Source organism: Megasphaera sp. UBA4233 (assembly GCF_002395615.1).
GTDB classification, from domain to species: domain Bacteria; phylum Bacillota; class Negativicutes; order Veillonellales; family Megasphaeraceae; genus Megasphaera; species Megasphaera hexanoica.
In genome coordinates, this window is record NZ_DGXL01000035.1 from 1 (window position 1) to 20,265 (window position 20,265).

17 protein-coding genes are annotated in these 20,265 nt (G+C 43.5%); 13 read left to right on the forward strand and 4 right to left on the reverse strand.

The window, feature by feature from the left end; all coding sequences use genetic code 11:
• Positions 1 to 247 precede the first annotated feature (247 nt).
• The 4 genes from B2U90_RS11795 to B2U90_RS12545 all read right to left on the reverse strand — a co-directional run bounded on the left by B2U90_RS11795 (position 248) and on the right by B2U90_RS12545 (position 2,371).
• Positions 248 to 928 (reverse strand): DUF2249 domain-containing protein, encoded by a 681-nt coding sequence (locus B2U90_RS11795; protein ID WP_059075463.1) that lies wholly within the window; start codon positions 926 to 928, stop codon positions 248 to 250.
• A 242-nt stretch (positions 929 to 1,170) separates the two neighbouring features.
• Positions 1,171 to 1,857 (reverse strand): MmcQ/YjbR family DNA-binding protein, encoded by a 687-nt coding sequence (locus B2U90_RS11800; protein ID WP_292017871.1) that lies wholly within the window; start codon positions 1,855 to 1,857, stop codon positions 1,171 to 1,173.
• Positions 1,858 to 2,130: 273 nt separating this feature from the next.
• Positions 2,131 to 2,265: a winged helix-turn-helix transcriptional regulator gene (locus B2U90_RS12580; protein WP_366788487.1), complete on the reverse strand. Its 135-nt coding sequence runs from the start codon at positions 2,263 to 2,265 to the stop codon at positions 2,131 to 2,133.
• Positions 2,201 to 2,371 (reverse strand): hypothetical protein, encoded by a 171-nt coding sequence (locus tag B2U90_RS12545; RefSeq protein WP_349678599.1) that lies wholly within the window; start codon positions 2,369 to 2,371, stop codon positions 2,201 to 2,203. The genes B2U90_RS12580 and B2U90_RS12545 overlap by 65 nt, the downstream gene beginning before the upstream one ends.
• A gap of 362 nt (positions 2,372 to 2,733) precedes the next feature.
• Between B2U90_RS12545 and B2U90_RS11810 the strand changes: the two genes are divergently transcribed.
• The 13 genes from B2U90_RS11810 (at position 2,734) to B2U90_RS11870 (ending at position 20,238) form a co-directional block, all read left to right on the forward strand.
• A complete protein-coding gene (locus B2U90_RS11810; protein ID WP_075581401.1) occupies positions 2,734 to 2,991 on the forward strand; it encodes a hypothetical protein in 258 nt (85 codons plus the stop codon).
• A gap of 366 nt (positions 2,992 to 3,357) precedes the next feature.
• Positions 3,358 to 4,035: a flavodoxin family protein gene (locus B2U90_RS11815; protein ID WP_292017872.1), complete on the forward strand. Its 678-nt coding sequence runs from the start codon at positions 3,358 to 3,360 to the stop codon at positions 4,033 to 4,035.
• Positions 4,036 to 4,750: 715 nt separating this feature from the next.
• Positions 4,751 to 5,626: a DUF4268 domain-containing protein gene (locus B2U90_RS11820; RefSeq protein WP_292017873.1), complete on the forward strand. Its 876-nt coding sequence runs from the start codon at positions 4,751 to 4,753 to the stop codon at positions 5,624 to 5,626.
• A gap of 614 nt (positions 5,627 to 6,240) precedes the next feature.
• Positions 6,241 to 6,426, forward strand: a complete 186-nt coding sequence (locus B2U90_RS11825; protein ID WP_292017874.1) for a helix-turn-helix domain-containing protein — start codon at positions 6,241 to 6,243, stop codon at positions 6,424 to 6,426.
• A 76-nt stretch (positions 6,427 to 6,502) separates the two neighbouring features.
• On the forward strand, positions 6,503 to 9,220 hold the full coding sequence (locus B2U90_RS11830; protein WP_292017875.1) for a type I restriction-modification system subunit M: 2,718 nt from the start codon (positions 6,503 to 6,505) through the stop codon (positions 9,218 to 9,220).
• The gene (locus tag B2U90_RS11835) at positions 9,214 to 10,341 is read left to right on the forward strand and encodes a restriction endonuclease subunit S (RefSeq protein ID WP_292017876.1); all 1,128 of its coding nucleotides are present in this window, start codon (positions 9,214 to 9,216) and stop codon (positions 10,339 to 10,341) included. The genes B2U90_RS11830 and B2U90_RS11835 overlap by 7 nt, the downstream gene beginning before the upstream one ends.
• A 19-nt stretch (positions 10,342 to 10,360) precedes the next feature.
• Positions 10,361 to 13,471, forward strand: a complete 3,111-nt coding sequence (locus tag B2U90_RS11840) for a type I restriction endonuclease subunit R (RefSeq protein WP_292017877.1) — start codon at positions 10,361 to 10,363, stop codon at positions 13,469 to 13,471.
• Positions 13,464 to 14,219, forward strand: coding sequence for a M48 family metallopeptidase (locus B2U90_RS11845; protein ID WP_292017878.1), 756 nt, complete (start codon positions 13,464 to 13,466; stop codon positions 14,217 to 14,219). The genes B2U90_RS11840 and B2U90_RS11845 overlap by 8 nt, the downstream gene beginning before the upstream one ends.
• Positions 14,197 to 15,771, forward strand: coding sequence for a helix-turn-helix domain-containing protein (locus B2U90_RS11850; protein ID WP_292017879.1), 1,575 nt, complete (start codon positions 14,197 to 14,199; stop codon positions 15,769 to 15,771). The genes B2U90_RS11845 and B2U90_RS11850 overlap by 23 nt, the downstream gene beginning before the upstream one ends.
• A 455-nt stretch (positions 15,772 to 16,226) precedes the next feature.
• Positions 16,227 to 16,733, forward strand: a complete 507-nt coding sequence (locus tag B2U90_RS11855) for a sigma-70 family RNA polymerase sigma factor (protein WP_292017880.1) — start codon at positions 16,227 to 16,229, stop codon at positions 16,731 to 16,733.
• Positions 16,734 to 16,794: 61 nt separating this feature from the next.
• Positions 16,795 to 17,592 carry a phage antirepressor gene (locus B2U90_RS11860; protein WP_292017881.1) on the forward strand — a complete coding sequence of 266 codons (798 nt, stop codon included), beginning with the start codon at positions 16,795 to 16,797 and terminating at the stop codon, positions 17,590 to 17,592.
• Positions 17,579 to 17,998 carry a DUF4406 domain-containing protein gene (locus B2U90_RS11865; protein ID WP_292017882.1) on the forward strand — a complete coding sequence of 140 codons (420 nt, stop codon included), beginning with the start codon at positions 17,579 to 17,581 and terminating at the stop codon, positions 17,996 to 17,998. Before B2U90_RS11860 ends, B2U90_RS11865 begins: the two co-directional genes overlap by 14 nt.
• Positions 17,995 to 20,238 carry a phage/plasmid primase, P4 family gene (locus tag B2U90_RS11870; RefSeq protein WP_292017883.1) on the forward strand — a complete coding sequence of 748 codons (2,244 nt, stop codon included), beginning with the start codon at positions 17,995 to 17,997 and terminating at the stop codon, positions 20,236 to 20,238. The genes B2U90_RS11865 and B2U90_RS11870 overlap by 4 nt, the downstream gene beginning before the upstream one ends.
• Positions 20,239 to 20,265: the final 27 nt, after the last annotated feature.

Sequence of the window (20,265 nt, forward strand, 5' to 3'; positions counted from 1 at the left end):
TCCCCCTATGATGACAGTTTTATTTTTTACTGTCTCTCATAGGGGGAGCATATCAAAAACTCATTTTGTTACAGACCCCAATTTGGCAAAAAACAAGAAGAACGCTCAATAAAGTCGAAGAATCATATCGTGAAATAGGGAACTCTTTCTTTATGATGTCGGATTATGGGACACTGTATTCACGATTCATAGGTATAGCCCATGAAAATACCCTCCTTACCGGGACATCCGGTAAAGAGGGTACATGTTACTTGCATACACCTTTTTTATCTGAAAATTTTTCTCTTAGCATCTGGTTGATTTCGTCTCTCTCTTTTCCCTGTTTTTCCATCTGTTTAATCAGCTTATACGCATGAAACAGGGGAGACGGAGCAATTTCCGAACTGAAGAAGCCGATGCCCATATTCCAGGCCAGTTGTTCAAACACGTCGTCCAGGGCTCTGGAATCCAGCCCGTTGGCATAGGCTTTCAGCAGTTCCCGCATGGCCTGCCGCATCCTTCCGGCACCGACGGCATTGGCCAGAGAGAGCAGGAGCCGGATGTTGTAATCGAGATATCGTTTTTCGCTTTTCCAGGTCATATCCCAAAATTCTACAGCCAGCTCGCCCAGTTTTTCATCGATCATGGGATAATTGGCGATGACTGCCGGCCGTTCCGGCGCATCTTCTACGTTCCCTTTTTCCTCGGTCCGATAGAAATAAGCGTGATACTCATGTTCCGCTGTTTTTTCTGTATAGTGAACATATCCCAGCATTTCCATGATTTCATAGAGGGGAATGGGTTCGAAACTTTGAATGACTTCTATCCCTTCGCCGACGGGGAGCTTTGCCGCCTGTTTTTTCAGCCCATCAAGGAAATTACCGGCAATGCCGCGCACATCAATTTTTTTAAAACTTGCCACTTTATCTTTCCATTCTATATTTTTCATGAGGTCTGCCCCTTTCTGTTGCCTATTCATGATACAGTCATCATAGGCGTTTTTTATTGGTTTCTTTGTCTTTCTGGAATCAGTATATCATGGCCGGGGAGACAAGTATGTTGGTTTTATAACAGAATCTGCTATTCGATAGGGTGGAAAAATGTGATGACTGGTATATCACAGCTTTGGTGATTTCATAATAAAGGAAGTGCAAGACGTAATAATTGTACAATTAGTACTTGTATTCCTCTTTAGTGAATCGTTAACTGATAGCTTGTGTCAATGAACTCCAAGATTCTTTCATCCGGTAAGGTTTCATCCAGCACCACTGAAATCCACGTCTTGTGGTTCATATGATAAGCCGGGTAGATGCCGGGGATACGGTAGAGCTGTTCTGCCTGTTCAGGTCTGATTTTTACGTTGATGATATCAACTTGACCGGAATTGCCGTCTTTATCCAGCACACCTCTGTTTACATTCATGATGAGGGCGAACCATTTCCGGTTGGAAGAATGACGAAAGGCTCCGTACGACTGATATCGTGCGGAATGATTCCAGGGAAAATCCGGCCTGACCTGAAAGTTGTCCAAAATGGCCTGGGTCAGCCGGTTGGCCTGAAGTGAGGCAAATAGGACATCTCCGCAACATAAAAAGGCAATTTCTTTAAGCAGGGACAGATAAGCGGAACGGACTGTATGGACATAAGCACCATCGGAGGTTTCCTGACGCAACTGATAATATTCATCCTGGGTCATCCGGTCCATGACCTTACCCGTAACCAGCCCTTTTGAGGTAACGGAAAGGATGGCTTTGAAATTCCCGTCAAGAAATGGTTTTTCAAGTATATACGTTTCATTTATTTTATGAAATCCATAAGCGAGCATCTTACTTTCTATCCAGCGTTTACGGGCAAAGACTGTTTCTTCGATTTGTATCATAATGGTTGCACATCCTTGATTAATTTTTGCCTAATTCATAGGGAGCCTTTGTGATTTCGACACTGTATCTGGTGTAATAGTTGCGTGTATTCTGTCTCCTCGAAATAGTATAACTGTTATTGATAGAAGTATATCATATTCCGGAAAATTTGAAAAAGCCACCACATGAAGTCCATGCAGCGGCTTGCAAATCAAAGAACCCTCTCGGTATCATTGTAGCCCTTCTCAAATTTGAGTTGAGCGTTTTCGATGTATATGATTTCCAATGTGGGATTATCCCATGTCTTCCTTCAACTGTGTGGTCAAAACGCCATGCGAGATGTTTGGTATGAGACGTTGGAGTTCATTGAACCGTGTCGGCTTCAGCATGAGGTAATACAAAATAATAAATTTCCATTTTCCCTCCATAATTTTTTGCATGAGCCTGACGGGGCAAAAATCCCCGTTGGGCGCTTCTACTATCAGTTTGGCTTTGCCGCTCAATATACATCATCCTTTCTATTTTCTTCTCCATGATTCGCTCAATTAATTTCTAAAATATTTCATGCCAGAGATAAACCACAAAACTAAATGTGCGGAAAGAACTGAAGCAGGTAGGCGAGATTCAACCCAAAGTGATTTGGTTTCCCAATAAGGCGTGATGAAAAGAGCAGGACCGCAGTCATGGATACAGGTAAGAAGCTGGACAATTTCAGGTGTCAGTAAATTCTGCATTTCTTGCGAGTAGTTAAAGGTTCGCATAAAAATCTCCCTCATCTTTTATTATCTGCAACATTTTAGCATAAAATGTTGCAGATAACCAGAAATGAGGCAGATAAGATGGGAGGGAAGATAAGGTACTGGATTTGTTGGTCCATTGCCTTGGGGAGCGGGCCCATGGCAAATCGTGAGGCAGGAAAGCCTGGCGCTGTCTTTGATGATGAAACGGATGACGAAACGACGCATACAGATCATTTCTGGAAATCCACTCATGCTGTCATCGCCATAGGGAGTGACATTGTAACCCACCAGATCACCGGCGTGGCAACAGGGGAAGCGGATACGGATGTCGTCAACGTAGGGCAGATGAATCAGGCTGTTGCATCTGAAGTGGTGCCTCTCAGTGATCGCATGGATAACAAAATCAACAAATAGGAAACTTCTGTTCAACCAAAAGCAATGGCTAGTATTCCAGAGCCCATGATGGATGACATTTCCGAATCGTCGAAAAACGGATGTACCCTTTTTTACTGGACAAAACGGTAAAGAGGATATTTTAACAAAACAATCGTAGGATAGGGAAGCAGAATGCAGTAGTACTTAGAGCATCTCTGTGTTAAAATGGACATAAGAGAGCTTCCATGCCGGGGTTCTACGGAAAGCACGGATTCAAGAAAAAAACAGAAGTTATCCTTACGGGAATGGAATTGACATGATTGTAGAAAAAGCGAATTCATTGGACAAAACTCGATGGACTGCTGGGTCTGAACCAGCACGACATTCTGAAAGAAAGAGGAGATTATGATGAAAGCAATTTTATTGAATGGAAGTCCAAGAAAAAATTTCAGCACTGCCCAATTGTTGCAGCAGGCACAGCGGGGAGCCGAGACGGCTGGTGCTGAAACAGAACTCATCCATCTGGTAGATTATGAATTTACGGATTGCCGGGAATGCTATGCCTGTAAGCTGAAGAATAGCAAAACGGATGGGTTATGCGCTGTCCGGGACAGTATTCAGCCTGTTCTCAAAAAGATTTGGGAAGCCGATGTGGTCATCGTGGGAAGTCCCGTCTATTTCGGCTATCCTAACGGGCAGGTCATCAGCCTCCTCAATCGTTCCCTTTTCCCAATCTATTCATATTTCTATAAGGACGGGAAGCCCGATATGGTTCCTCATGATAAAAAATTCTCTGCTTTGATCTATGCCATGAATTGCAAGGAAGAGGAGATGGAAAAATTCCATTATCCGGAGCTGCTGGGAACCTGGGGAAAAACCATGGACCTCATTTATGGATATAACGAAGTCCAGTACTGCTGCAACACTTATCAATACAATGATTATTCCCGTTACAGGCAGAACCTTTTTGATGAAGCGGACAAGAAGCGGCAGCGGGAAGAAGTTTTTCCAAAGGACCTGAAAAAGGCATATGACCTTGGAATGAGACTGACTCGAATGGCGGCGGAAGACCGTAAAAAATGAAACGAAAAACTCCTAGAGAGGTACTTGCCGCTTCTTTTCAGGAGCTTGCTGCGGTAAAAAATATCGATAAGATTACGATACAGAAACTCGCAGATAATTGTGGGTATTCACCATAATTTATCGTACCCTCGTTACTGGATAAAACAGTAATGAGGGTATTTTTATGCTTGGAAATGGATAACTTGTTGACACATACCTGCTGTCTTCGCTGGCTGACTATAACCCTCCTTTTTTGCTATAATAACAGAGGAAAAATCACCCAAAAAATTCGGTAGTAGGAAGGGCCCGTTTTACTACCGTTTTTACTACTACAGAGGGCAAAGTTATGACGTTTTTTGCCGGGTTCTGTCTTTTTTACAGAAACGTGTGAACCTCGGAAAACCGCATTATATTGGCATATCTCGGCATAGGAAGGAGTAAAAATAAAGTGATAAAGATACTTTTCATTTGCCACGGCAATATCTGTCCATCTTTTGAAGAACCGCATGAACACGGGCTTTGCGGCGAATCAGAAAAGAAAAATACTACTGTTTTACTACCAATATACAATATGTGGTATTTTAAAAAATATTAAAGCTGACAATAATACTATAAATATTATTACACAATGAAAAACGACCTAGAAATTACTTATCTTAAAAGGCTTGGCTTTTGTGAATATGTTATAATTGGAATAAAGTGAACGAGCTATTATAGCCAAGGATGTGATGAAAGAATGGAAAAGCTTGGACGCATGAAGAAAATAGATGACTTGCGTTCGATATGGCCGCATGAAGAAGCCGATTTCTCTAAATGGCTTGCTGCAAAGGAAAATCTGGAACAACTCAGCGATGCAATTGGGATTGATTTAGAATTTGAAGAAACAGAATCCTCGGTTGGAAGTTTCAGTGTAGATATTTATGCTCGTGAAAGCGGCAGTTCTCGAGGTATTATCATTGAAAATCAATTAGAAGATACAGACCATGATCATCTCGGTAAGATCATTACCTATGCTGCCGGCAAAGATGCAGAAGTCATTGTTTGGATTGTAAAGAAGGCTCGTGATGAACATAAAAAAGCAATCGAATGGTTGAATCAGCATACGGATGAAAATATTGGAATTTTCCTCATTGAAATCGAACTCTGGCGTATTGGTGATTCCCTGCCAGCACCTCGGTTTAATGTGGTGGAACGTCCTAATGAATGGGCAAAAACCGTTAAAGCGGCAGAAACATTGACGCCGTTAAGAAAATTGCAGTTGGATTTTTGGCAGCGTTTTTGTGATTATGCTTTTAAGAAGGATAGTGATTTTGGAAAAATTTTTTCCTGTCGGAAAGCTTTTGCTACTAACTGGTATAACCTGAGTACCGGCGTAGCATCTGTCGTTATTGAATTCACGATTAATACCTCAAGACATAGAGCGACAGCAGGCGTATATATTGGCAAGGGTAGAGATTGGTATCTTCAGCTGAAAGATCATGAGCAGGAAATTGAAAAAGCCTTAGGCGAAAAAGATACCAGGATGCTCATACCCAGAAAGCTAGGAAAGGACTTTGATAACCAAGAATATTCTTCCTACTATGATTGGTTTATGGAAAAAGCTGTCATTTAAAAAAAAAATTGTTAATGACTACAATTATGACTAATCTTGTGGTGTGCATTTACCTCTAGCATTCCAGGATGCATCGTCAAAGAGTTTTCGGGCAACATCATGTAATTGTATCAAATATTCTAAGGCAACCGAAATACAAACGACAGTGTTGATACGCCAGAAAAAAACGCACCTTATCTTGGAAATTGTTTGATATATGGACTTTTAAAGCACCTTGCTTCGAAGGTCCATTTTTTAATTTTCAATAAAAATCATTTTCAAATTTTCGAGAACTAATTTTCCGAAATTCAAAATACACAACGTTTGAACGGCTAATTAAATATATGCGTTCACTTGTTTGATAGTCGTTCACGAGTTACTTGACTTATCCTTCATTCTGAGCCATAACTTAATACCCAACGGAGAAAAACGGAAGTATTGTTCTCACAGGTGTTATGTGGCGCATCGGTTTAGAAAGGAGACTGATAAAAACAGCAACAAACCACACTAAACCGCTAAAAAATCTTGAAGAGGATAGTTGATCAATGGTATAATACAAACATACGAAGGCTCGGTGTGACGTTGATATCCACCGAGCATAAATTTTAATAAAACCAATGAAAGGCGCAGACATCATGGTGGAGAACATTGAAGAACGTTGGATCAACGTAAATGAGGTGGCAGAGTATTTTGGCGTGAAGCCAGCTACTATCCGTGATTGGATTCGGAAGGGGAAAGGCATCCCTGCTCAGAAGATTGGGAAGTCTTGGAAATTCAAGTACTCAGAAATCAGTGCTTGGGCTAAAAGTCAGAAGCAGTAAGCAATAAGCAATGACTCTCGACGGTCATTGACTTATCAATTATAAATAAATGTTAAGATAGGGGTATACGAGGATTATGGCAGTGAAGAAATCAGAATTATATTCCATCCTATGGGAAGCATGCAACAAGCTGCGCGGCGGCGTGGAACCGGCTAGATATAAAGATTATGTATTGGTATTACTGTTTTTCAAATATGTATCGGACAGATACAAGAACCAGCCTTTAGCAGATTTTTCTGTCCCCGAAGGGGCTTCTTTTGATGATCTTATCGCCGTTAAATGGACAAGCAATGTTGGCGAACGCGTTGATATAATTATCCAGAAGTTTTTAGAAGCGAATAAACTCCAGGGGTCTCTTCCTGAAGTGAGTTTCAATAATGCCGAAGAATTGGGATCTGGCAAGGAACTGGTGGATAAGGTTTCGAAGTTGATTGCAGTATTCCAGAATCCGGCGATTGATTTTAAATATAATCGTGCCAGTGGTGATGATATTATTGGCGACGCCTATGAATACTTCATGATGAAGTTCGCCCAGGAATCGGGCAAGAGCAAGGGGCAATTTTATACACCGAGTGAAGTATCTCGTACCATCGCCAGACTGATTGGTATTGGCGAGATTAAACAAGAACCCAATAAAAAATGGACACTTTATGATCCCGCGTGTGGGAGTGGCAGCTTATTAATCCGAGCTGCAGATGAGGCACCGGTTGATGAAAATGGCGATACGATAGTATCCATTTTTGGACAGGAAAAAGATACATCGACAGCCGGCTTGGCAAAAATGAATTTAATCCTCCACCAAAAGGGAACGGGGGAAATCCGTAGTGGTAACACATTGCAAAATCCCAAGTATCTGGATGCGCATGGGCAATTAAGAAAGTTTGATTTTGTAGTCATGAATCCACCATTCTCTGATAAGTCCTGGACAGATGGGATAAAACCACGTGAAGATGAATTTAAACGTTTTGACGGGTTTGCTGACATACCGCCTGAAAAGAATGGGGACTATGCGTGGTTTTTGCATGTCTTAAAATCACTAAATAGTACTGGTAAAGCCGGAATTGTTATGCCTCATGGTATTCTTTTCCGTGGCAATGCGGAAGAAACCATCCGCAAACAGATTCTTGAAAGGAAATACATCAAAGCCATTGTAAGTCTGCCGGCTAACCTATTCTTTGGAACAGGCATTCCTGCCTGCATCGTTATTATTGACAAAGAAAACACGGATAAACGGAAGGGAATTTTCCTGATTGATGCCAGCCGGGGATTTAAGAAAGATGGCAATAAAAACCGTCTGCGGGAACAGGATATTGAACGGATTGTGCAAGCCTATACAAACAGAGTGGACGTACCTGGATATGCCCGCTTTGTAACCTATAATGAAATCATGGAAGATAATCAGGGAAATTTGAATATTCCTCGTTATATCCAGAAACCAGATGACACACTGCCGCAGAACATTTCTGCCCATTTGCACGGCGGCATTCCCGGTAACGATATCCGTTCTTTACAGAAGCTGTGGAATATTTCTCCTGCATTGAAGCAGGCTATTTTGACATACAAGGATAAAGCACACGACGTATATTCCTTGGCTATCCCTTCTGTAGAGATTGAAAATGTGATGGGCGAGGATGCACAAATTCAGGCAGAAAAAGAAAACGAAACCGGCACATTATTTACCAAGTGGAAGGATGATGTAAAAAGGGACCTTCTGGGAATTACGGCAGAAACGAATCCTAAAAGTATGATTCGTGACATTGCGTTGCGGTTGCTGGCACAGTATGAACCGGCGAAGCTGCTCGACAACTATGATATTTATGATTGCCTGATGAACTACTGGAATGCTAAGCTGCAGGATGATGTTTATGTAATCAAAGCTAGTGGTTATGAAGCCGGCCGCGAGATTGAGTACGAGTATGCGAAGCAAAAAAAGAAAGATAAAAACGGCAAGGTGCTGAAAGATGAAAATGGCAAGACTATCATGATAGATGATCCGACAAAGGTCAAATCTTTTGAAGGCGCCCTTATTCCGAAAGATATTCTAGAAAAGGTATATTTTCAGAACGAGTTGGACACCCTGGATGCTTTAGCTGCAAAATCATCATCCTTGGAAGCTGAACTCGATGAAATGCGTGAAGAAGAATCTGGAGAAGATGGTTTGCTAAACGAAGTGCTGAATGATGCGGGCGATGGAATTACCAAGGCGTCGCTGAATAAACGCATCAAAGAATTGGAAGAAAAGAAATCTTCACCTGTTGTAGATGCACTGATAAAACTACAAGAACTTTTTGGCGCTGGACAGACTAATGCAATGGAAAAAATTGTAACTCAGTTGCCGGAGCTGGCAAACTATGAACTTCGTAATAAGAATGGTAGCTTTGGAAAGGCTAGATTGAAAGCAGCGGCAAAAGCAGCTGCGGATACGGCGAAGCTGCCAGAAATTTACCAAGATGAATACGACGCATTAACAACGTATGCGGCTAAATGGGCTGAAAAGGATGATACGGACATTGTCTGGAAAGGGGCACGGAAGCAGCTGGATGATGCACTTGTTGATAAGTATGCAACTCTTACAGTGAATGAAATTAAAGAACTGCTCTTTGATAAGAAATGGATGGCAAAACTATCTGAAGATATCCGTGACGAATTTGACCAAGTGCTGAATACTCTGTCATCCCGCGTCTTACTCATCGCAAAACGATATGAACATACTTTAGGAGAAATTGAAGCCAAGACAGAAGCATCACATCAAGCAGCAAAAGCAGCCTTGGAAAGGATGGGGTATAGATGGTGAAGTATCCTCCAGATTGGAAACAAGGAGAGCTAAAAGATTTTGCAATTATCAATCCTAAATCCGACCTACCTTTTAGTTTTACATATGTTGATTTAGAAGCCGTAAAAGGAATTAGTCTTATTAATCCGAGAAAGGAAACTCAAAGAACAGCTCCATCAAGAGCAAGAAGAGTAGCATTAAAAGGTGATATTTTTTTTCAAACCGTTCGTCCGTATCAAAGAAATAATTATTTGTTTAATCTAAATGGAGATTATGTCTTTTCAACTGGCTATGCTCAGATTAGGGCGAAAATAAACCCAAACTTTCTTTTTATATTACTCAGGCAAGAACGATTTGTTTCAGCGGTGCTGGATAATTGTACTGGTACAAGTTATCCTGCTATTAACCCATCCAGGTTATCTAGAATTCAAATCTGCATTCCATCAACGCTTAATGAACAGAAAGCTATTGCCGACACCATTTCTACTTTTGATACTTATATCTCCAATTTGACAGAACTCATCGAAAAGAAAAAGGCAATCCGCGAGGGCGCATTGGAAGATCTTGTGAGCGGTAAGACGCGACTGGAAGGTTTTGGCGGAGAGTGGAAAAAAGGTAGATTGCTTGATTTTACCAAAATAAAAAGAGGAAAGCGTGTAGTACGTAGTCAATTATATACGACGCATAAAAAGGAAACCTTTCCAGTATATCAAAACAGTTTAGAACCCTTAGGTTATTTTAATGACTATAATTGTCGCCGAAATTCAGTCTTTGTTATTGCAGCAGGGAATGCAGGTGATATAGGGTTTAGCAACGAAAATTTTTGGGCTGCAGATGACTGTTATTCTTTTGAGCATACTGACAACGTGAGTCAAAAATTTTTATTATATCTTTTGCTAAGTAGACAGCAGGAAATAAGCGCTCAAACTAGAAGAACAAGTATTCCTAGACTTTCTCGTGATATTTTAGAAAATTTACTTGTTATGCTTCCAAAACAAAACGAGCAACAGGCTATTGTTAACACATTGACGGCGATGGATGATGAAATACGTAATCTGGAAACAGAACTGGATAAGATGAAGCAAATTCGTGAGGGCGCAATGGACGATCTTTTGACCGGCCGTATTCGATTACCTCTGTAAGCAAAGGGGGATACAGTGAATGGATAACGTAGATGCGGAACGAAAATTACAAAACAGAGTGCTCAAGTGGTTGGAAGATGATTTAGGGTATACCTATATAGGCAATCTGGAAGACTTAGATAACACGGCCATTAAACCAGATCTTCTACGAAAGAATTTGAAAGACCGCGGCTATTCAAAGCGACAGATTCAACAAGCTATCAGTCGACTGGAGCAGACGGCCAACAACCAGGTGGATTCCCTGTACCAGGTCAATCGGAATGTATACTCCTTGCTTCGCTATGGCTTGCAGGGAGTAAGGGACGAAAAGGGAAATCGACCAACCATACACTATATTGACTGGAAACACTTTGACAAAAATGACTTTGCCGTAGCAGAAGAAGTGTCTGTTTTGCGTTATGACGGGAATACGCATAAACGGCCGGACGTGGTTTTGTATGTTAATGGTATTGCTCTGGGAATTTTTGAATTGAAGCGCTCCTGTGTCAGCGTAGGCGAAGGTATTCGCCAGCTCTTGCAGAACCAGAAGCGGGAAAATATCCAGAATTTCTTCAGCACAGCGCAATTCCTCTTTGCCGGCAACGAAGGAGAAGGGCTGCGTTACGGCACTATCAACACACCGGAAAAGTATTACTTGAAGTGGAAAGAAGATGCCAAAGCCACAGACTCACTGTCCAAGACCATCAAAGACCTGCAGTCTAAGACAGAAAACCGCCTAAGAGACGGTATTATTTCGTTATGCCAGAAAGAGCGGTTCCTTTCGCTGATTTTCGATTTTGTCATCTTTGATGCGGGCATCAAAAAAGTATGTCGTCATAATCAATACTTTGCCAACATCGCGGCTCGCAAACGTATCCAGGATAAAGAAGGCGGCATTATTTGGAATACCCAAGGGTCTGGAAAATCACTGATTATGGTCTGGCTGACTAAATGGATTATCGAGAACATAGCGGACAGCCGGGTCGTTATCATTACGGACCGGGAGGAATTGGATGATCAGATAGAAAGCCTCTTTTTTGACGTGGATGAAAAAGTGCGTCGTGCGAAAAGCTGCGCAGATTTGCGGAATATCCTGAATAGTAACGAAGACTCTATAGTTTGTTCCCTGATTCACAAATATGGACATAATGCTGGAGAACAGGCGGATATCGATCAATACCGAAAAGAACTCCTGAAAAATCTACCGCATGACTTCAAGGCAAAGGGAAACATTGTAGCATTCATTGATGAATGCCATCGTACCAACTCGGGGAAATTGCATGAAGCTGTTAAAACCATTATGCCGGATGCCGTATTGATTGGTTTTACCGGGACTCCTTTGCTAAAAAAAGATAAAAAATCCAGCTTAGAGATTTTTGGCACATATATCCATACCTATAAATTTGATGAAGGGGTAGCAGATGGCGTAGTCCTTGATTTGCGATATGAAGCAAGGGATGTTGATCAGGATTTATCAAGTAAGGAAAAGGCAGACCTCTGGTTTGAAAACAAGACGAGAGGGCTGACAGAAAGAGCCAGGCAACAGCTAAAGCAACGGTGGACATCCATCAATAAACTGTATAGCTCAAAGCAGCGACTGGAAAAAATAGCCGCTGATATTGTCTTCGATATGAGTCTGAAACCGCGACTGTGTGATGACAGGGGTACAGCTATGTTGGTGGCAAATAGCGTTTATGAAGCCTGCCGTTATTGGGAAATTTTCATGAGCATGAATTTCACCAAGTGCGCAGTCGTAACGTCATATGAGCCATCTACTGCCAGCGTACGCACGGCGACGTCTGATTTAACGAAAGAGGATGAAGAGGAATATAAAAAAAGAGTATACGAGCGCATGTTGAATGGAAAAGATGTCAGCAATTTTGAGGCAGAGGCAAAAGAAAAATTCAAGAAAGAACCGGGCCAGATGAAACTTCTCATCGTGGTAAACAAACTTCTGACAGGTTTTGACGCACCGAGCGCAACCTATCTGTATATTGATAAGTCGATGCGTGACCATGACCTTTTCCAGGCCATTTGTCGTGTCAACCGACCGGATGGCGAAGATAAAGACTATGGCTATATCGTGGATTATATGGATTTGTTCCGCAATATACAACTCGCTGTTGCTGATTATACTTCCGAAGCATTTGATGGATTTGATAAAGAAGATGTTGATGGGCTGATTAAAAACCGATATGATGAAGCAAAGGCCGAAATGGACGGAGCGCTGAATTCTTTGAGCGAATTGCTGGAAAATGTGCCCGATCCAAAAGAAGATACTGACTATATATCATATTTCTGTTCGGATGATGATGAAGACCAGGAAAAAAGCGCGAAGCGGGATACGCTGTACACATTGACCGCATCAGCTACCCGTTCCTTTGCCAATTGCTGTGACAGACTGGTTTCTGATTATAAATATGATGAATCAGATGTTGAACGTGTGCGTCAGCGTTTGGCTGGATATAACCAAATCAAGGAAATGATTAAATTAGCCAGTTGTGATTATATAGACCTCAAACCTTATGAAGCTGACATGCGGTATATTCTGGATACATACATCCGTGCGGAGGATAGTAAGGTGGTCAGCGCACTGGGAAAGATGTCTTTGGTAGAGTTGTTGCTTGAAGGAAAAACCACGACACCGGCAGAATTGATAAAAGATTTGCCAGGGAGTCAGGAAGCCAAGACAGCAACAATCGAAGGTAACCTCCGTCGTGAAATCGTGAAAAAGATGAGCTCCAACAAGCAGTATTACGGCAAGCTGTCTGAAATGCTGGAAGATGTCATCCAGCAACGCAAAATCGAGGCTATGAGTTATGAGGAGTACTTGCGCCAGGTAGTAGAATTGGCTGAATCCATTCTACACCCTGAACGTAAAAATAAGTATCCGGAAAAGATTAGGACCAGTGTAGCCAGGATGGCTTTGTTCGAGTATTTTCATAAAGATGAAGATTTGACCCTCATCATTGATGAAACAATCCGGAATGCGTTGCAGCCCGGGTGGAAAGGGAATTTCCAAAAACAGCGAAGAATCCAGAAGAATATTTGTAAGAAATTGCTCGACCACGGATATACCAGTGAGGTCGCACAAGCAAAAGCCTTGGAAATTTTCGATTTGGCCAACCGGCAGGAGGAGTACGATGTATAGCGAGGAAGTAGTGATAGGCGGCTTGCCGGTTATGATTATCAAGAAGGCAAATTTGAAAAATTGGTATTTACGGATATTTCCGCCGGATGGAGAGGTTTCGGTCAGTGTACCGTTGAATACAAAAACGGAATCCGTTCGATTATTTGTTCTGCGCAAGATGCCTGAGATTATAAAGACAAGAGAAAAGATGCTGGGGCAGCCACGACAAAACAAAAGAGAATATATATCCGGCGAGTCTTATTATATCTGGGGTAAGCCATACAGGCTTCAGGTAGTATACCAAGGCAAAAGATCACGTATAGAGAAAACACCGACGAAGCTTGTGCTGACTGTGCCGGAAGGAACTACGGAGGCACAGAAAGAAAAAATCATTACAGAATGGTACCGTAAGGAAATCAAACGAATCATGGGCGGGGTAATTGCTCTATGTGAAAAGCGTACGGGTATCCAAGCAGCAGAATATCGCGTCAAGAACATGCATACCCGATGGGGAACCTGTAAGATACCTGAACGCCGGATATGGATTAATTTACAGTTGGCAAAGAAGCCTGTCGAGTGTCTGGAATACGTGATAACGCATGAACTGGTACATTTACTGGAGGAAAACCATACACATCGGTTCCAAGCATTGGTGGAGGAATTTTACCCGCAGTGGAGGGAGGCAAAAAAAATTCTGGCGGCATTGCCATTGGATTACATGGAAAAAGGAGCGATAAATAAGGCTAATGACGAAGCTGACACCGAGTGATATCTTTGATATAAATCGAAAAACAGGCGCATTGGTACTGGGGAAAAATCGATTGGATGATTATGCTGAAAAATATTTGATGCACCATTGTCCAGAGGCATTGCTTCAGCCAATGCCTATACCGGTAGACCGGATTCTGAAAGAAGAAGGTCTTACGGTAGAAAAAGTTCAGTTATCCGAAAATTTGGATATATTTGGATGCTGCATGCTGTTGGACGGAGAAGTCAAAGTCTATGATAAAGACACCCAGACTATGGTGCTCAAAGCGTATCCGGCGGGAACTATCTTAGTGGATCCTTTAACGGCCTCTTTTCGAGGAGAAGGCGCAAAACGGAATACACTTATCCACGAAGTTCTCCACTGGGAGAAAGACAAAAAATATTTTGAAATTCTGGCTATTAAAAATAAACGGAGCAAAGAAAAACTATTTCCCATGATGTGCCGCCGTTCTGAAACTTTTTATGAGCCATCAGCGGGTAGCAATACAAAAGCAAATGAAGTTCGCTGGCTGGAATGGCAGGCGCATCGCCTGGCTCCTCGTGTGTTAATGCCAAAGGTCATGTTTACACGAAAGGCATTAGAATTACTGGATGCCGAAAAAGCGAAATCAAGATGGGGTTCTTGTGATACTTTAATTGAAGAACTCAGTAAGTTCTTTATTGTTTCCCGTATATCGGTAAAATATCGACTTCTGGAAGTTGGGCTGAAGGAGATACTGAGTGAACTGCCGGATTTTGATGCCGTTTTTTCAGATATTAACCAAAGCAAAGATTTTGTAAGACTTACGGAAGTTGAAGCGGGGGCTCTTGTTTTAGCAAATGAAGACTTGCAAAAGTGGCTGAACAGCGGCCGGTTCATATTTGCAGATGGCTATTTCGTTATCGCCCTCACTAAGTATGTTGCCATAAAAGACGGAGTTCCACATCTGACCGCAAATGCTAAGAAACATCTTGAAAAGTGTGTGATCAATATTCGGGCACAAAAGTATATTGATTATCCGCATTTACGGGAAGATTTGGGGCAGGCCTTTTTATACAGTGGGGAAGAAATAGATGCTAGAATTTTGGCTTTTCATCCTGAAGCACAGACGGCCCTTAGTAAAATTGATTCTGACGAAGCCGTTCAAAGTGCAATCGATGCTATGTTTGAGGAAACATCTGAAGAACGTACTTTAGTGCAAATGGCGAGCAATCCATATACAACTCTTTGTGAATGTTTGTGGTTTGCCATACATAGCCGTCATTGGACACCAGAACAATTTAATGAAGAAACGCTTTTGCACAAAGATTATTTAGGAAGGATTCGGCGCGGCGAATATTCCAATATGGGAACAGATGTCTTGATGGCAATATGTGTAGCGCTTCAGTTAAAGTTACCTATTGTAGAAATGTTGTTCAAAAAATCCGTAAATAATGTTTCACCGTATCAGGAGCCATACAAAACATATTATACAATTTTGTCAAACTTCCCTAAAATCACGATTGATAACTTTAATTTGATACTGCAGAAACGAAAAATGAAGGAGTTGGGTAGCACAATAAAAGAATTTTGAAAAATAAAAAACCCAACAAGTTGACTTTAGACCCTTTTTAGGGTCTTTTTTTTATGCCTAAAATGACAAAACGCTGATAAATACTGAATTTTTAAGTCAACTCTACGAGTTGATCATGAAATTTAAAAACCTGCAATAATAAAATCAGACGGTAAAAGACATGTTGTGAAAGGATGTGGTGGGTTTGGTATAGGAAGTGAATTGCATCAATAAATCATCATAAACCGGGGTCGCTCCCCACGTAAAAAATTGAAAATCATGCCGTAGAGCGCGCGATCTAGGCAGGATATCAAATACAGATTTTTTCCAACTCATTAGGTTAGGAGGAATCTGTGAGAGATACCCTTCCTTTGCTGTGCGCTCTTTCTGGCTCCAGACGGGTCTGTGTATCTCTGCACAGACCTGTTTTTCATATCTTGCCGAAGATCGTGCTTTCTCTGGCGAGGAGGCAAATCATGAAGTTGAAGTTAAGATATGAAAATACGTTTCAGGAACTTGAAATCGAATTGTGTGAAATGGAAGGTTGGTTGAACATTTCAGTGGAATCGGATGACCCAATAGAAGACAGAGAAAAACGAGTGCAGGACGCGGTGGATACGCTCCTGAATCGGCCGGACTACAACAACTGGCATACAATGGCGCGTCATCGCGGTATCCCTCCAAAGCCAAGCCGGAAAGATGACCAGGATGCAGATGATACTGATGGATTGGATTGCCTGGAAGATACCGGTTACGCAAGATGGCTGGAGAAACGAGAATTATATGACGCTGTTTGCAGTGATGTGAAAAAAGCACTAGCAAAGAAACCCAAGTGGGCTGATGCTGTCATTGCTGTTTACGTCAATGGGGAATCCATTCGAGATTATGCCAGAAGAATCGGCGTCAATGAAAACAACATTACCCAATTTTTGAAACGGGCTAAAAAAAGATTGAAAGAAATTTTTGCGGACCGTCAGATTTGACGATTTGCCGTGGCTAGTAAATAGGGGGCAACTCCAAATTACATCAGAGGAGGTCATCAAAATGACTACAATGGAAAACTTTATTTACAACGGAATGAACGTGCGTACGGCCATCGTGAACGGCGAGCCATGGTTTGTAGCCGCCGATGTGTGCCGGATTCTGGATATCGGAAATCCGAGTGATGCATTGTCGAGACTGGATGATGACGAAAAAAATACCCTAGTTTTAACCGAGGGTATTCCGGGAAATCCGGAAAAGAGGGTCGTCAATGAACCAGGGTTGTATACGCTGATTCTTGGAAGCCGTAAACCAGAAGCAAGAACCTTTAAGAGATGGGTGGCTCATGAAGTGATTCCGTCCATTCGCAGAACAGGGTTATATGCAACGGATGCTATCCTCAATAATCCGGATTTGGCTATCGCTGTACTCACCAGACTCAAGGAAGAACGAGAACATCGCAGATCCATGGAACTTCTGGCAGCTGCTCAACAGCAGCAGATTGCTGAACTTCAGCCCAAGGCATCTTACTATGACTTGGTCCTCCAGTGCAAAGACCTAGTTAAGACCTCGGTCATCGCCAAGGATTACGGCTGGTCGGCCCAACGACTGAACAATTGGCTCCACGAACGGGGCATCCAGTATAAGCAGGGCAACATCTGGCTTCTCTACCAGGAATATGCTCCGCTGGGTTACACTAGTACAAAGACATTCAACGTCCCTGATAGAAACGGAGTTTCGCATAACCGCATCTGCACATACTGGACGCAAAAAGGGCGGCTGTTCATTTATCAGTTGATGACTGCAGAGGGGAATTTCCCGCTCATTGAGCGAGGGAGGTGCGGGTGTGACGATATTTAATCACGAACACTACAAAGATCTGACTCTACACGATGCATTAGCGCTTATCGACAGTGAACAGAAAACGGTCAGGGCGTATCGGCCACTGGTTTACATTTGTTCGCCGTATTCAGGAAATATCGCCGGGAACGTAAAAAACGCTCGGCGGTATTCTCGGTTTGCTTTTGAACAGGGCTGTATTCCCATAGCCCCACATCTCCTGTTCACGCAGTTCCTGGATGACACTAACCCGATGGAACGGGAGTTAGGCCTGCACTTTGGCAATGTACTTATGAGCTTGTGCCGGGAAGTATGGGTGTTCGGCGATATCATTTCCCCTGGCATGGATGCGGAAATCAGAAGAGCCCGATGGAAGAATTACAGACTGCGTTTTTTCACAAATTCCTTTGAGGAGGTACCACAATGAACTTCACATTATATACCGCTCATGTAGCGGGGGAAGAATCAAACTGCCACTATCCGGAACAGAAGGTTATCCAGGATGCGGAAACACTTAAAAGTGCAGTGGCCTTTGATCATGTATGCGCAGCTTTTAAGGATAATTATCGGAGTCGGGGTAACTTCCTGTTATCAGATGTCATTGTCATGGATTGTGACAACACACATACGGAGAATCCAGGGGAATGGATCACGGGTGAGAAACTGATTTCCATGCTACCAGGCGTAGCGGCAGTGGTGGTTCCTTCCCGGAATCACATGAAGCCCAAGGACGGCAAGTGCGCCAGGCCGCGGTTCCATGCCTATTTTCCCATTCTCCCTATAGCGCGGGAATCAGCCTATACTGCGCTGAAACATGTCGTCTATGAACGATTTCCTTTTTTTGATGATGCGGCCCTAGATTCGGCACGATTCATCTATGGTTGTTTCGCCGATGCTGTTCTTTGGCAGAACGGGCCGGAGACGATTGCCCAGTTCTTATCAATCCAGACGGATAAGCAGAGGACCATTCCCCAGGGACAGCGCAATAATACCATGAGCCGCTTTGCCGGCCGGGTCATCAAACGGTACGGAGCAACAGAGCGGGCCTACTCCATTTTTCTTGAAGAGGCCGAAAAATGCGACCCGCCGCTTGCTGATGCGGAACTCAATAAAATCTGGCAGAGCGCTGTGCGTTTTGGTGAACGCATTGCCAGGCAAGACGGGTACGTCAGTCCGGACCAGTACAATAACGATTTTTCCAGCCGAGGCAGCCTGAAGCCGGAAGACTACTCGGATATCGGCCAGGCCAAAGTGCTGAAACGGGAATATGGCGATGAGCTGCGGTATACGGAAAGTACCGATTTCCTGCGGTACAACGGCATCTATTGGGCCGAATCCCATCAGGAAGCCATCGGTGCAGCGGAAGAATTCCTGGAACTGCAGCTGGCAGATGCCAGGGACCAGATGGAAGCTGGCAGGAAGGAACTGCAGGAACTGGGCGTTGCGGCAGAACTCATCGACAAAGGCGGCCGGATGCTGGAGAAAGTCATCGAAGGCAGTCAGCAGAAAGCCTTCCAGTCCTACCAGGCGGCTTTGGCATATTATGCCTTTGTCATGAAGCGGCGGGACATGCGCTACATCATTTCGGCCCTGCAGGCCCTGAAGCCGATGCTGCTCATTCCCATCCAGGCTCTGGATGCAGATGAATTCCTGCTCAACACGCCTTCGTTTACGTACGACCTGCGGCAGGGGATGGCGGGCAGGCGGGATCATCGTCCGGAAGATTATATTACCAAATGTACTGCTGTCAATCCCGGAGAGGAAGGGGAAGCGGTCTGGCAGCAGGCCCTGGGCGAGTTTTTTACGGGCGACCAGGAGCTGATTGATTACGCCCAGGAAATCTGCGGGCTCATGGCCATTGGCAAAGTGTACGTGGAAGCCCTGGTCATTGCCTATGGCGATGGACGGAACGGGAAGTCTACGTACTGGAACTCCATTGCCCGGGTGCTGGGAAGCTATTGCGGCGGCATCTCTGCCGATGCCCTGACGGCGAACTGCAAGCGGAACATCAAGCCGGAAATGGCGGAACTCAAGGGCAAGCGTATGGTCATCGCGGCCGAGATGGAAGAAGGTGTCCGGCTTTCCACTTCCGTCCTGAAGCAGCTCTGCTCGACAGATGAAGTCGGCGGCGAAAAGAAATACAAGACGCCGTTTACCTTTGTGCCGACCCATACGCTGGTCCTGTATACCAACCATCTGCCCCGCGTCGGGGCCAGTGATGAGGGGACATGGCGTCGGCTTATCGTCATCCCCTTCAAGGCGCAGTTTGAAGGCCATGGCGAAATCAAGAACTATGCGGATTATCTGGTGGAAACGGCTGGCCCCGCTATCCTGCGCTGGATCATCGAAGGGGCGGAGAAGGTCATTGCCGGTAAGTACCATCTGACTATGCCGAAATGTGTGCGGGATGCTATCCAGGAGTACCGCGGGCAGAATGACTGGCTCCGCCATTTCCTGGAAGACTGCTGTGATGTGGATCCATCATGCCAGGAAAAGTCCGGGGAACTTTATACAGCCTATCGGCTGTACTGCCAGCAGATGAACGAGTATACCCGCAGTACGACGGATTTTTACGGAGCATTAGAGAAAACTGGGTTTGACAGGCGTAAGCGGAAAGCCGGGTGTTTCATTTATGGGCTGAAGCTGAAAGTCACAGATTTCCTGTAAGAAAAAGGGAAGGGTGCAGGTCGGTGC